Source organism: Elusimicrobiota bacterium, assembly GCA_040757695.1.
Taxonomy (GTDB): Bacteria; Elusimicrobiota; UBA8919; order UBA8919; family UBA8919; genus JBFLWK01.
Genome location: JBFLWK010000058.1, coordinates 1 through 14301 on the forward strand (window position 1 = coordinate 1; position 14301 = coordinate 14301).

The window sequence follows — 14301 nt, forward strand, 5'->3', positions numbered from 1 at the left end:
TTTCAAAATTCAAAGAGCAATTTCAAAGGTCAAACCTTTGATTTGAATGAATTTGCAAATATATTTTATAGTGGTTCCGACGAGCCGTATCAAAAAAACAGTGTTTATAGCCGTTTTTCAGGCCGACTAGTCTGTCAGTTCCCTTTTTTTGACAAGATTAACAGGATTTTGACCTTATCCTGTAAATCCTGTCAGATTCCTTTGCTGATAAACCTGTTAACATTTTTCTATCTGCCTATTTGCCAGATTTTTATTGTAAAATCACTGCTTCCCGAAGCAAGATACTTTCCGTCAGGCGACCAGCATAGCGATTGCACATCGCCACTGTGTCCTTCAAGGGCTCTTAATAACGAACCATCAATTCCTGACCAGATTTTTATTGTAGAACCACCTAATCTTTCATCATAACAGTCACCAGTAGAGACGATATATTTCCCGTCAGGTGAATAGCATAGCGAGAATATACTGTAATTATTATCTATAGTTTTTAGTTTAATTTCTTTTTTCAAAGTATCTATAATTTTTTTCGCTTCTGTAGAATATTGGGATACCTCCGGCTGAACAGCAGGAATTGATGTGGGTGGAGACAATGGCGGGATTGGTGAAACCGGTGGTGCTGTCGGAATTGTAACAGCCTGGTGTTGATAGGGCTTTTTAGTTATTCTTGCTGCGAGTTTATTGGCAAACTCATCACATGCTATATCAAGTTCATCTACTTTTGTGCCGGATGTTTTCTCGGCAAAATCAAGTTTGCCTTTTTCTACATCAACTATTCTTGCGTTTATTATTATCTTCTCGCCTAATTTTATTATCGTGCCAACAAGGATTTTATTTGCAGACAGCATCCGTCCAATTTGTATACCACATTTCTCGTCTACGCAGCCGGTTAGTGGAAGTTTTTGTTCTTCAAAGATTTTCTGCATTTCATTTCGTTCAATCACTGTAAAAAGTCCTGTGTTAAATATCGCGGTTCTTAAAAGTTCTGAACCCTTTAAGGCGTATACTGCGGAAACATCCTGGGCACCTAAATCTAAAATTGCTAAACGCGGCTTTTCTTCAGTCGTGCCTTCTTCCTGTGTAAAACACAGACCACTAAAACACAGATAAATGCTAATAAATACAAATCCAAATTTTGTCATTCTATAAATTCCTTTATTTTGAGTTTAATTTTTTCAACTGTTTTTTCAGAGTAGCCCTCCTGCTGAAATACGATATCCCCGGATTTATCAATCAAAAACAATGCTGGTATGGCATTAACTTTATATGCTTTCTGAACGATACCATATATATCACGAATAATTTTAAGTTTAATTTGATGATTTTTGACGAAGTTCACGATTTTTTTCTTTTTCCCTCTGTCTGTACTTATTAGCAGTATTTCAATCGCTGATGAAGAAATTAGCTGGCTAAATTCTTCAAGTTCCTTAATTTCTTTTACACAGGGTTCGCACCATGTAGCAAAAAAGCTTAAAATCAAAATTTTCTTTTCCTTGAAATCAGAATATGTTACAAGATTGTCATTCAAATCATACAGAGCAAACGGCTGCGCTTTCTGTGATTTCTGAACAAGATTTTTTTGTTCAGAACTTATACTTACTGGCAACAAAAAACAAAATATACTCAAGCAAAATAGTCGTGGTTTCATGATTTTTCTTAATTTTCTAAGATAGCGAACAGCAAATAGCGAATAGCAAATAGTAGTCGGCAATTTTTACAATTTTATCATTTTCACATTTTTGATTTCAGGTTGGGATTTGATTTCAACCAGCACAGTTTCCGGAATATCAGAATCAACATTGACAACTGTTATCGCATCACCACCGATGGTAATTCTGCCTACTTCCATAGATGCGATATTGATAGCATTATTGCCAAGTATCGCGCCTATTTTGCCAACTACACCTGGTTTGTCTGTGTTTGAAAATGCAAGAATATTGCCTGTCGGCTCTACATCAAGATAGTAATTGTTGATTTTTACAATTCTTAATTCGTTTTTGCTAAATACGGTTCCTGCAATTATATTTTCGGTTGTCTCTGTTTTTAATTTCAGAACTATAAGATTTGCAAAATCCGTTGTATCTGAAATTCGCGTTTCTGATACTTTTATTCCTCTTTCCTGTGCAACAAACGGCGCATTGATAAAATTCAACATCCCTCTATCACAGGTGGGTTCAAGAACGCCTTTAACACCTGCGATTGTGATTGGTGATAAGTCATATTTTGTAAATTCACCCGCATAATTTATTTCTATTGCTAAAACTCTGCCATCAGTAAATTGGGATACAAATAAGCCAAGTTTTTCAGTAAGATTGATATACGGCTGTATCTTTTGCAGTATTTCAGTCGGTATAAACGGGAAATTGACTGCATTCCTGATTGTGCCTTTCTCAAAATAGTCAAGCAGTTGTTTGGCAATTTCTACTGATACATTTGTTTGTGCTTCCTCAGTTGATGCACCCAGATGCGGTGTTATGATTACATTGTTGAGTTCAAAAAACGGCGAGGGGGGAATTAGTGGCTCTTTCTCAAATACATCAAGTGCAGCGCCTTTTACTTTGCCATTTTTTAATGCATCTGCAAGTGCTTTTTCGTCAATAAGCCCGCCACGCGCACAGTTGATTATACGCACACCATCTTTCATTTTTTTGATTGTCTCAGAATTTATCAAATTTTTTGTCTGCTCTGTTTTTGGTGTATGAATTGTGATGTAGTCAGATTGTGCAAGAAGCTCGTCTAATAAAACTGATTCAACACCGAGTTGAACTGCACGCTCTTTTGAAACAAACGGGTCGCACACAAGTACTTTCATCCCAAATGATAGAAGCCGTTTCGCAACCTCAATACCGATTTTGCCAAACCCGATAATCCCGATTGTTTTTCCAAAAACTTCTGTGCCGACAAATTCTTTTTTCTTCCATTCTACTTTTTTTAATGATGCATTCGCCTGCGGAATATTTCTGGATAATGCTAAAAGCATTGAAACGGTATGCTCGGCCGCAGAAATGGTATTACCGCCCGGAACATTCATTACAACGATACCTTTTTTTGATGCTTCTTTGACATTAATATTATCCACACCGGTTCCTGCACGACCGATAATTTTGAGGTTCTTCGCTTCGCTCAAAATGACATCTGTAACTTTTGTTTCGCTTCGGACTAAAAGCCCATCATATCCGCCTACAATACCTAAAAGTTCTTCTGGTTTTAGTCCTGTTTTTACATCAACAGAAAAATCCGGATTCTTCTTAAGAACTTCAACACCTTCCTTCGCCAACGGGTCTGAAACAAGAATTTTATACATCTTTGCACCTCCATAAATATTATATAAAAATCAAAAAAAAATTGCAAATAAAAAAATGACCGTCACCAACCCAGCCATTTTTTGTTTTGCTATTGTGTTTGTTACTCTGTATAATATGTCATTCCCGAGTGCACCAATCGGGAATCCATAATAATATGTTTTTCCAAAAAAGGACCTGTCACCTGTTTCTTGATTTTTTTACGAAACTTTAGTGACCGTGTCGTTGCTTTATGCATTGACACGGTCAATGCACTCCATACAATGCGTGAACTGAAAGTTCACGACTACTCGTTTCAGTAGTAGTCGGCGTTTAAACGCCGACTACCATTTTATTCCATTGCAGACACCGGCATCGTTTCAAAATGCTTACCATATTTTTTTCTTAATGCAGGCACTGTTACAAATATCTCGTCAATTGTTTTACCGTATTTATCCATCGTTGACGGTATATTTTCGTCTTTCACCGCGCGAGCAATCGTTTTCCCGACCATTGCTGCTGCAATTGGTGCTCTTGCCATTCCAACCGCTTTGAAATACGGTGCGCCTAACGCAAGCCATTTAAAAATATGGTCTTCAAGTGTGAACCCGCCTGCAATCACTATATCAGGAATATATTTTTTCATGGCAGCAAATCTCTGAACATACTGATATGTCAACGATGCAAGTTCTACTGTTGGCACACCCCATTCATTCATCATCCGCCTAGTAGTCGGCACTTAAGTGCCGACTATTTTAATTTCTGTTTTTTAATTTTTAATTTTTAATTGCTTTTAATCTATACCCAGCCGCGAAGTTTCATCGCCTCGGCAACACGACTGACTGCCACTATGTAAGCAGCGATACGATTGTTAACCTTATACTCTTTTGCTGTTTGACACACATCTTCAAATGCTTTTGTCATTTTTTTATCCAGCCGCTGATATACCTCTTCCTCTTCCCAGTAATAACCATTGATATTCTGAACCCATTCAAAATAAGAAACAGTAACACCACCGGCATTACACAAGAAATCCGGGATCACAAATACATTATTTCTAAAAAGTATATCATCACCTTTGGGTGTTGTAGGACCGTTTGCTGCCTCTGCAACAATTTTCGCTTTGATTCTGCCGGCATTTGCAGATGTAATCTGATTTTCTAAAGCAGCAGGTATCAAAATATCCACATCTAATTCTAAAATCTCTTCGTTTGTAATATTTTTTGTTCCCGGAAAATTTACACAGGATTTGGTTTTGTTTTTATGTTCTACAACTTTTTTCGGGTCTAACCCTTCTCCCCCATCTCCCCCATTTTCAGAATATATTCCGCCAACTGAATCGCTTACTGCAACGATTTTAGAACCGAACATTTCATCCATCAAAATTGCACAATAAGAGCCAGCATTCCCATAACCCTGCACGGCAACTGTAGCATTTTTTAAATCAATCCCGAGTTTTTTTGCCGCATCTCTTATTGTAAATACGGTGCCCATTGCAGTCGCATCCCCACGTCCTTTTGAGCCGCCAAGCGCAATTGGTTTGCCTGTAATTACACCGGGACAGTTGTAACCACAGAGTTTGCTGTATTCATCCATCATCCATGCCATTATTTGCGGATTTGTATAAACATCCGGCGCGGGTATATCCTTTTCAGGACCAATAATATGCCACACCTGGTCAATATATCCACGGCTTAATCGTTCAAGTTCATTTTGTGACATCTCTTTTGGATTACAAATCACTCCACCCTTACCGCCGCCGTAAGGAATATCTACAACTGCACATTTCCATGTCATCCATGCTGCGAGTGCTTTTACAGTATCAACCGTTTCTTCTGGATGGAACCTAATGCCTCCTTTTGTTGGACCACGCACATCATTATATTGAACCCTGAATCCCTTAAAAATTTTTACACTGCCGTTATCCATTTTAACAGGGATAGATACATGTAATTCTCTCATTGGCTCGCGCAGAAATTCATGTGTTGCAGTGTCAAGTTTCATCACCTCGGCTGCGATATCCAACTGTAACTGAGCAATCTCAAATGGTGTCAATGTCTTACTTATTTCCAATGCCTCTTTTACAGATTTTCTTTCCACTTTTACCTCCACTTCGTGTTAACGCAAATAGTTGCAAATCTAACGCTAATATTCGCGGATATTCGTATTTGATTCGTGTTCATTCGCGTTATTCTTTCAATAAAAAAGCCCTCACATTCTACCAAAAAATAGCAGAACTGAGGACAACTTTGTCGCTCTTATTATATTATAAATAATTTTCTAATTTTTGTCAAGTACTTTTTTGGTTTGTAAAATTTTTTTTGTTTTGGGTTCAACTTAAGGTGTTTACTATGGAATAAATGGGACTATTCAGGGGGCACCTATCACACCAAAACCCTTTTTTAGTTTTTCTGTTCGCTCTGTTGTCGCTTTAATTATCTCTTTAATTACCCTGTTGTTATTCTTGTTATTAATGTACCATACCCAACTTAACAAAACCCCAACAATTGCTAACCCGATACCTGTCTCCATAAATTATCTCTTCTTTAATTTAAAATTGACTTCAGCTGGTTTGTTAGATGAAATTTTAACTTTTTGTTCTTCGGATAAATAACCCCGTTGCCATACCTTTACCGTATACTTACCTGCTGGTAACTCCGCAGATATATATTCGCCATTTTCATTTGTAATATCTTTTATAATTTCCTTATTAGCCTGTAGTATTTTTACTGTTGCATTAGGTGCCACACCATCAGCAGTTGCTACTGTAACCTGAATATAACCAATTTGTTTTTCTTTATCAGTCACTTTTGGCTCACTGGCAGGTTCGTTTTCCGCACTTTTGGCAACAGAACCAAACGCAAACATCAAGGTTAACTGATTGGTATCGCCGGATTTGAGTTTATCCGCACAATAACAGTAATCCAGCGAAATGATGTTGTAGTTTAAGCCAAATCCTGCAGCCAAAAAATTATCAGAAAGCCCGGTTCTTAATGCGATATTAGAAATCAAATTTAATTCAGTTCCAAAATTCAGTTCTATTCGTTTTCGTGTTACAAATTTTTCGGCATCTGCACATAGTTTTAATCTATTATTTTTTAGCAAACTATATGCGAGACCAGTTTTTACGACAAAAGGCACTCGCTCTATACTTTCAGAATCTTTCCAAGAAAGCATTGTATAAATATCCTGCAGCATTATACCGAGTTTTAGTTTGTCTGAAATACTAACGAGTGTACTTACATCAAACCCAGCACCAAAAGCAGTTCCATCATCCAGTGTCCCTTGCAGAAGTTTCAAATTGCCGCCGACAGCAATTTCATCATCTATCTTTTTTGCGATAGAGACCAGAAGTGCGAGATTAGTTTCGCTGAATGTTTTTGTTGGATAATTTTTAGCATCATAGCCGTGTATATCTTTTACACCGGAATGGATTATTCCAACACCCAGACCATCAATCATCAAAACTTTTTGAGGCATAGCGAAACTGATAAAATTATAACTTCTATCAAGTGACATATTTGTGTATGTTAATGCAACCTGTTTTTTTTCTAAATAGGTAATCCCTGCTGGATTCCAGTAGACATTACTTGCGTCATCTGAAACAGCAGTAAAAGCAGAACCCATAGCGAGCGCCCGAGAGCCAATGCCTGTTTTAAGATATGGTGCCGCACCACCTGCCTCGCCTGTTTCTTCTTCCGTGTTTATTTCCCAAGCAAAAATAGAACCTGTCATAGCAACAAGTAACAAGTAACAAGTAACAAGTAACAAGCAATTTCTTTTCATCTTATCCCCCCTCACTTTAATTGAAGATTTAAAATTAAAAGTGAAAAATTGTGATAGATTGTTTTGTTAGTCTTTAGACTTTGGAATTAACTCTTTAGAGTTTTATAAAAGACTAAAGTCTTAAATCCTGCTAAAGTCTTAGAACCGATGCTAAAGTGTCGTAGAATGTAAAATTTTATTTCCGACGCAAAACTACGATTTTAATCACTTCGCGGACGGTTCTACCTACATTGTCTTGGGACCCACTTGCAATTATTTCACAGAAATATGTGCCGTTAGCAACCTTTTTACCATTATCGTTTGTCCCACCCCACCGGGTCTCCTTGACCCAGCTACCCCACGCTTCATTTCTTGTTACTACAGATACAAGATCACCATTGAAATCATAAATTTTGATTGTAATACGAGAATCTTCTGAAATTGTAAACCGTATTATTGTATCTTCTTTATCAGGATCAAACGGGTTGGGATAGTTATGAGCATCGCCGATTTCAAGTGTCGTTGTATAAGATATTACACCGCTCAGTTCGGTATAGTTACCTACATTATCTTGAAGATGTAGGATATATGGATAATCACCTGCATCAGTAAGTTCTGCATCAACTACCAAATCATCAGTATCAGAATTATAAGCTGGTGAATAGTTGTTCCCATTTACTCTTAGATATGAGTTCCCAGTGCTTATACCGACGCCTTCGTCAGTTCCTTTAAAAGTAACTACCGCACCATTCACCTTAACAGAACTGATTTTAGGTTTCGCATAATCTGCAACAATAGAGAATTTTGTGAAATGGTTTGTTTTAACATCTATACTTGTTGCTGTTGCATTGTTATGCTCAACATTTTTATCTCGTGTCCATTTACTACCATCGTAATAGCAGACAGTCAGTTTTGTTTGTTCTGCGGTTGAACCTACAAACAAATTATTAACTGTAGTCGGATAATTAAATGTTAGTGTGATAGGTGCAAAATTTTTTGTTCCATCTAAAAACGAGAAATCGTATGTCTGTCCAAATGGTATTATCCCTTCCTGAGTAGATGCTGGTGTTTCTACAGGTTTCATAATCAGCGATGTATTACTTTTTATAGCGTTTGCGGGGATATTAACATCAACACCATATGGAATATCACAGTCTAAGTTTGCACCTTTTGCAGCATCAATTTTTACAGCACCAAATATGCACTGTCTTTGCATAACTTCGCCATTAGCATTCTTTGCGGTTACGATAACACGACCGCGTGTATTATCGGTAATGAAATCACTTGATACAGATGCGGTATAGTTCCCTTCAGAACCACCTACAGTTATTTGTGACGGTAAAATCCATTCATATGAAGAAGTAGCCACATCATATAGCTCAACAGTAACTGTTGGTGTATTTGTAGAGGTTATAACAATATCAACCTTTTTGTTTGTAGTATCTAAAGTTGCAGAAACATTGTAAGTAGTATCCGCTTTTGCGGCTGAGCCTGTAATAGTTACATTCCCAGCTTCTTTTGATAAATAGACATCTACAATAGATGGTGATGTGTCAGTATTACCATTTAAGTCAGTTGCGGTTGCACGCAGATAATAATTCCCGCTTGATAAAGAACTCACATCCCATACTACATCATTAAAATCATCAGCATTATTAGCATCCGTACCTATAGTTATCCAGTTGGTTTTACCAGTTGAATATTCAAACACTACTTTCTCAACATTAGTATTTGTAGTATTTACAGATGCAGTAAGTGTAACATTCGGGAATGTACCGCCGATAGCAGTAACTCTTGCCAGTGGCGCTGTTTTATCAATTGCGGGGTTAATAGAAACAGTAACCGTTTGTGAAGTTGATTTGTTTCCTGCTTTATCAAAATATTGTGTTCGTATTTCTCCATTAAACCCTTCCGGAAGAAGTAATGCTGCCTGATATGGAGGTGTATAATCAGCATAATAATTCCCACCTGCAGCTGTAAACGAAGCAAAACTAATATCTGCATCTGTTGGGTCTTGTAAAGTTACTGTAATGATAGACCCTGGGTCAAAAGCAGCGCCTGCAACCGGTGTAGAGATAACAGGTGCTTGCGGTGCTGTTCCATCAATATTGAACAGGTCTGATTGCGTATATGGAGAAATAACATTCCCGGCAATATCTGTTGAATACTTTAGTTCAAAACTTGCAGGACCATCGCCTGTTGTGTTTGAAATCGCAGATGGCGCAGTAAAATAACATATTGTCTGGTCAGTACCTGCTACAAAACTTCCCCAGTTAAGTTGAACTGTGCTCATACCACTTGGTGTAAAATAAGCGAATCCAGCAGGTGAAGTGTATATTCGTTCGTTAAATGTGACATAAATACTTGGTTGCTCACCATTTGCAACATAGCCGTTATTATCAGTAAAAGAACCATTACCATCTTCATCAACTTCTACTTTTATAACAGATGGTGATACTGTATCAATTATGAAACTTCCATTGAAGTTTTCCATTGTATCGTTTTTGTTATCTTTGGCACCTGTAATTTTTATTGTCGCCTCGCCATCACCTGTATTGGTATCAATACTTGTTTTACAAATATATCGTGTAGAAGAAGGCCAGGAATCAGAAACCGGCGTTATTGCTGATTTATTAAGTGGTGTGATACTTACAGTTGGTGTAATTGCGTTTTCCATTGTTGGGTTATTAGGCACATCATAACTTGCTCTGTTACTGGTATATGAAAAATCTACTCTAATCCACAGCGGTATAGTTGCTTTGACATAGTATATACCATTATACGAAGTTACAGCAGTCCAAGGAGTAGTAGCAGTATAAAGCCCAAAACTTGCCACCGGATTTCTTTCTACCTTAAACCATGATATTTGTGGTGATGGGTCTGTGCCATCACTATTTGAAGCAACTGCTTTTAATTCATATACAGTATCGTTATCAAGATTAACATGCCAGATGTATGTGAATGAAGACATCCAAACCGACTGGGCACTTACAGTATCGTATTGCCAGTACTCATTACTACAACTTGTGCTTACAATAGATGTCCAATCACTAACACCTTGCTTCCGATAGTAATAACTAACAGTTGTTGGTATGTTATATCTGGATACCTGTAACACTATTGTATGTGTTGAAACAACATTCTCACCTTCCGCAGGGTTAGAAAGTATCGCCTTTGGCACATTCGCATAAACAGAAACTGCCAAAAAACTAATTATCAAACCACCTATAATTCTCAAAAGCCATTTCCTGCTATCAAAACTGAATTCTCTAACAGTTGCATTTTGTAACATAAATCCTCCAATGAAGGCATAGTGTCAAGTAAAAGATAACACCTGCCTAATTTGTATATTTTTGTATATTTTTATTTTTCAATGTCGGACATTATAAGGATTGCTTCTGCAACTTCTTTCATTGATTTGCGTCTGTTCATCGCCTGTTTTTGTATAACTCGGTAGGCTGCTTCTTCAGATAGATTATTCTTTCTCATTAAAATACCTTTAGCACGCTCTACAAGTTTTCTGGTTTCCAGTTCTTCTGAAATAACTTTCGTTTTAACAATTAGTTCTGTGTTTTCAATAACAACAGCTGACTGGTTTGCGATAGTTGTGAGTATATCAATCTCTTTTTTTGTAAATCTGTGTGGCTTGGCGGTATAAACATCAATTGCACCAATTGCCTTTCCTTTTACAACCAGTGGGATACAAAGCATTGATACAAGCCCTTCTTTTTTTGCTATTTCTTTATACTTAAAAATTTTGTCGTTAGAAATGTCTAAAACAGCAACTGGCTTTTTGGTTTTAACGACTTGGCCTGCTATACCTTCGCCAACTCTAAGTGGTGGCTTCTTGAGATACTGCTCGGAAATTGATTGTGTCGCTTTGATTTCTAGTTTGTTTTTTTCGTTAAGAAGCATCAGCGAACATATTTTTGAGCCAAGCGCCTGGGCAGTAACGGTAACAATCAGTTTCAGTATATCGTCAAGATAGAGTTCTGAAGTTATTGCCTGCGAAATTTTAGTGAGTGCAGAAATTACATTGTTTGAGTTTTTTTTCATTTTTAGAACGCAGATTCACAAGAAAAAAATTAACAAATTAATGAATTAACGAATTAATTAATTAATTAATAAGTTAACGCTTCCGTCTAAAAATTCGTGATTTTGTGCATCGGTCAATTAAAGACACCACGATTATCGCAGATTATACGAAATTATCTGTATGGTTACCATTTATTCACAAAATTGGCAGATATTTTTTTATTTCGTAATCGGTAATTTGTGTGCGGTACATATCCCATTCTATTTTTTTGTTCTCAATAAATTTGTTGAATATATGTTCTCCAAGTGTTTTTTTAAGCAGTTCGCTTTTTTCCGCAATTTCAATCGCTTCAATTAAAGAACCCGGTAGTGAAACTATTTTTTCTTTCTGTCGTTCTTCTTCAGTCATATGAAAAATATCTTTTTCTACTGGTTCTGGAAGTGTCAATTTCTTTCTGATACCTTCAAGCCCGCAGGTAAGCATCACTGAAAATGCAAGATACGGATTACAGGCAGGGTCCGGGAAACGCAGTTCCATTCGGGTTGCGAGTTCATTGCCGGGCTTATACATCGGCACGCGAACCAATGCGGACCGGTTTCGTCTTGCCCAAGAAATATAAACCGGCGCTTCATAGCCTGGAACTAAGCGTTTATATGAATTCACCCACTGGTTGGTTATAGCACAGATTTCGGCAACATATTTTAGCACACCTGCAATAAACTGTTTTGCAATTGGTGATAAATGGTATTTATCTTTTGTATCAAAAAATGCGTTCTTATTACCGTTGAAAAGTGATTGATGCGTATGCATTCCGCTACCATTTTCGCCGTATAACGGTTTCGGGATGAATGTTGCGTAAAACCCTTTTGAGTATGCAACCTGCTTGACCACAACCTTGTAGGTCATCACATTATCAGCCATTGTTAATGCATCGGCATATCGGAGGTCAATTTCATGCTGTGATGGTGCGACCTCGTGGTGCGAGTACTCAACTTTGATACCCATTTTTTCAAGATAGAGAACCGTTTCTCGTCTCAAATCATGCGCTTCATCTAACGGCACATAATCAAAATAGCCGCCTTCATCTATAATTTCAGGTGATTTATCCGTCTTGAAATAAAAATACTCCAATTCCGGCCCGACATTATATGTGAATCCAAATTTTTTTGCCTCTTGCAGATTTTTTTTCAGAATATATCTGGTATCGCCATCGTAGGGTGTGCCGTCTGGATCCAGTATATTGCAAAACATTCTCGCAACTTTTTCTTCCTGGGAACGCCACGGCAAAATAGCGAATGTCTCAGGCTCAGGTTTCGCAATTAAGTCCGACTCAAAAATCCGTGCAAACCCTTCTATAGACGAGCCATCAAATCCCATTCCGTCAGTAAGTGCGCCTTCAAGTTCTCTCGGTGTGATTGTGAATGATTTCAACTGCCCTAAAATATCCACAAACCATAATTTGATAAACCCGACATTTTCCCTTTTGACAATCGCCAGAACATCCTTTTCTGTTTTCATAAATAGCAACCTCCTGCAATAATTCTATAAAATAAATTACAAAAAGTCAACAAAAAAGTAGCCGACCCTTAAAGGTCGGCTACAAACTGGCTAATTTTAATGTACAGATTTCAATACTATCACGCCAAGGACGTGAAATTACATTATACCAGTTTTTTGTAGTTTCTTGCCCTTGGCAATCCTAACTTGTAATGCCATTTTTAGCGCTTCTTTGCGAATAATAATTTCTCTCCGTTTCGGCTGTACAGAAATATCATAAATTTGTAGGAAATCATGTCCTACAAGAACATCATACCCCATACCTAAAACATTGTCAGGGACAACAAAACAAAGATGTGGAATCCAAATATCAAGCATTTTGATTTGCAAACGGATAATATGTGTAGCAAAAAAATTGCCATTTCCAAGCCCATGAAATTCTTCCGGTTGTGGTAGTTTGGAAATAGCTTCCATTTTCAATGCTATACTTTGTTTCACAAAAGTTCTCGGTGAACCTGTATCAAAATAGAGCTGTAGTTCCTGTGGTTTTTCTTTTGAAGCAGAGCGACATAAAAATTTGTTGATTACATCACCCATATATAATTTTTTTATTCTTTTTTCTTGAATTTAAGAATGAGTTCGTTTTCACCTGTATCTGATTTCATTTTTAGTTTAAGGTTTTTTGTTTTTGGTTGCGTGGCTAACACATCAAGTTTGCCAGCAATGTAGTTTTCTGCAACTGCAAATATAGAATGGAGTCCATCAAGCGAAACTTTTCCGTATAATTTTGCTATACCGTCAGCAGGAATTATTTTCTGCTTCTTGTTCCAATTCATACTGTCAGCTGAAAACAGCATTGCGGTTGAATCCGATTTTACAGTAATTTCGTTTTTAGCAGTTTTATCAAGTTTGCCATCTGCATCGTATACTGAAACTATCAACTCAAATGCTATATCACATACTATTTTTGTCGTTTTTGTTTCTATTTTGATAGAGCCTTTAGAGATTTTTTCTTCCTGCCATTTTTTTTCTTGTTTTTCCTTTTTCATTTCTTTCGGTGGCTCTGGTGGCGTGTCCGCACCAGCAGATGTTTCGTCACCCGCTTTTACATCAACCTCACCGTATTTATTTTTTAAGTTGACTTTCCCTTCATAAACCGCGAGATACAACTTCCCACCAATTAAGTTTATATCAAACTCTGTTCCGCGAACCGCTACAATTGCAACAGGTGTATGTATCTCAAACTTTGTTTTAGGTCTAACTTTTGACCATATCTGACCCATTTTCGCCTTTATTTGAGAGCCAACCGATTCTATCTGTGAGGTAATCTCAAATGAAAACTCTGTGTTTTGATTTATTTTCATCTCACCACCATTTGTAAGTGTGACTGCGGTATACGATTTTTCTAATGTTTTTATTGTATCACCTTCATACAAAAATGTACCTACCTTTGCTGACTGCCAGGAATCGTTCTTGTATGGTAAAAGTTGCACATCACCATCAATAGAGGTCACAACACCTGCAGGTGGAATAGAATAAAGGCAATTAAAAATTAAAAATATAAAATTAAAAATTACCAATAAAAATTTTAATTGTTTATGTTGAGTAGACATCTTTATAACCTCCTTGTGGTGACAGCCCTATCGGGCTGTCGTGCCCCTCGCAGAACCGTGCTTGCAGATTGCCCACACACGGCTCTTCAATAACACTTCCTCATAAAGCACA

General features: G+C 37.3%; 12 protein-coding genes. All 12 read right to left on the reverse strand.

All coding sequences use genetic code 11. From position 1 onward, the window contains the following. Positions 1–227 precede the first annotated feature (227 nt). Positions 228–1139, reverse strand: a complete 912-nt coding sequence (locus AB1349_09535) for a CsgG/HfaB family protein (protein ID MEW6557581.1) — start codon at positions 1137–1139, stop codon at positions 228–230. After that, entirely contained in the window at positions 1136–1708 is a 573-nt protein-coding gene (locus tag AB1349_09540) for a TlpA disulfide reductase family protein (protein ID MEW6557582.1), read from the reverse strand. The genes AB1349_09535 and AB1349_09540 overlap by 4 nt, the downstream gene beginning before the upstream one ends. A gap of 3 nt (positions 1709–1711) precedes the next feature. Beyond that, positions 1712–3301, reverse strand: coding sequence for a phosphoglycerate dehydrogenase (gene serA, locus AB1349_09545; GenBank protein ID MEW6557583.1), 1590 nt, complete (start codon positions 3299–3301; stop codon positions 1712–1714). A gap of 329 nt (positions 3302–3630) precedes the next feature. Continuing rightward, a complete protein-coding gene (locus tag AB1349_09550; protein MEW6557584.1) occupies positions 3631–3999 on the reverse strand; it encodes a hypothetical protein in 369 nt (122 codons plus the stop codon). A gap of 77 nt (positions 4000–4076) precedes the next feature. Next, positions 4077–5282 (reverse strand): Glu/Leu/Phe/Val dehydrogenase, encoded by a 1206-nt coding sequence (locus AB1349_09555; GenBank protein MEW6557585.1) that lies wholly within the window; start codon positions 5280–5282, stop codon positions 4077–4079. A 366-nt stretch (positions 5283–5648) separates the two neighbouring features. Beyond that, the gene (locus tag AB1349_09560; protein ID MEW6557586.1) at positions 5649–5810 is read right to left on the reverse strand and encodes a hypothetical protein; all 162 of its coding nucleotides are present in this window, start codon (positions 5808–5810) and stop codon (positions 5649–5651) included. A gap of 3 nt (positions 5811–5813) precedes the next feature. Beyond that, entirely contained in the window at positions 5814–7064 is a 1251-nt protein-coding gene (locus tag AB1349_09565) for a PorV/PorQ family protein (GenBank protein MEW6557587.1), read from the reverse strand. Between the two features lie 175 nt (positions 7065–7239). Further along, positions 7240–10335, reverse strand: coding sequence for a hypothetical protein (locus AB1349_09570; GenBank protein MEW6557588.1), 3096 nt, complete (start codon positions 10333–10335; stop codon positions 7240–7242). Between the two features lie 71 nt (positions 10336–10406). Then, on the reverse strand, positions 10407–11099 hold the full coding sequence (locus AB1349_09575) for a GAF and ANTAR domain-containing protein (GenBank protein ID MEW6557589.1): 693 nt from the start codon (positions 11097–11099) through the stop codon (positions 10407–10409). Between the two features lie 175 nt (positions 11100–11274). Continuing rightward, the gene (locus AB1349_09580; GenBank protein MEW6557590.1) at positions 11275–12597 is read right to left on the reverse strand and encodes a glutamine synthetase family protein; all 1323 of its coding nucleotides are present in this window, start codon (positions 12595–12597) and stop codon (positions 11275–11277) included. Positions 12598–12735: 138 nt separating this feature from the next. Next, positions 12736–13173: a retropepsin-like aspartic protease gene (locus AB1349_09585; GenBank protein MEW6557591.1), complete on the reverse strand. Its 438-nt coding sequence runs from the start codon at positions 13171–13173 to the stop codon at positions 12736–12738. A gap of 11 nt (positions 13174–13184) precedes the next feature. Then, entirely contained in the window at positions 13185–14189 is a 1005-nt protein-coding gene (locus tag AB1349_09590) for a FecR family protein (protein MEW6557592.1), read from the reverse strand. Positions 14190–14301 lie beyond the last annotated feature (112 nt).

Excerpts from the sequence above, each read along its gene's own strand:
- AB1349_09535 (MEW6557581.1), bottom strand. The coding sequence starts at position 1,139 with ATGACAAAATTTGGATTTGTATTTATTAGCATTTATCTGTGTTTTAGT.
- serA (MEW6557583.1), bottom strand. The coding sequence starts at position 3,301 with ATGTATAAAATTCTTGTTTCAGACCCGTTGGCGAAGGAAGGTGTTGAA.
- AB1349_09550 (MEW6557584.1), bottom strand. The coding sequence starts at position 3,999 with ATGATGAATGAATGGGGTGTGCCAACAGTAGAACTTGCATCGTTGACA.
- AB1349_09555 (MEW6557585.1), bottom strand. The coding sequence starts at position 5,282 with ATGAAACTTGACACTGCAACACATGAATTTCTGCGCGAGCCAATGAGA.
- AB1349_09560 (MEW6557586.1), bottom strand. The coding sequence starts at position 5,810 with ATGGAGACAGGTATCGGGTTAGCAATTGTTGGGGTTTTGTTAAGTTGG.
- AB1349_09565 (MEW6557587.1), bottom strand. The coding sequence starts at position 7,064 with ATGAAAAGAAATTGCTTGTTACTTGTTACTTGTTACTTGTTACTTGTT.
- AB1349_09570 (MEW6557588.1), bottom strand. The coding sequence starts at position 10,335 with ATGTTACAAAATGCAACTGTTAGAGAATTCAGTTTTGATAGCAGGAAA.
- AB1349_09575 (MEW6557589.1), bottom strand. The coding sequence starts at position 11,099 with ATGAAAAAAAACTCAAACAATGTAATTTCTGCACTCACTAAAATTTCG.
- AB1349_09580 (MEW6557590.1), bottom strand. The coding sequence starts at position 12,597 with ATGAAAACAGAAAAGGATGTTCTGGCGATTGTCAAAAGGGAAAATGTC.
- AB1349_09585 (MEW6557591.1), bottom strand. The coding sequence starts at position 13,173 with ATGGGTGATGTAATCAACAAATTTTTATGTCGCTCTGCTTCAAAAGAA.
- AB1349_09590 (MEW6557592.1), bottom strand. The coding sequence starts at position 14,189 with ATGTCTACTCAACATAAACAATTAAAATTTTTATTGGTAATTTTTAAT.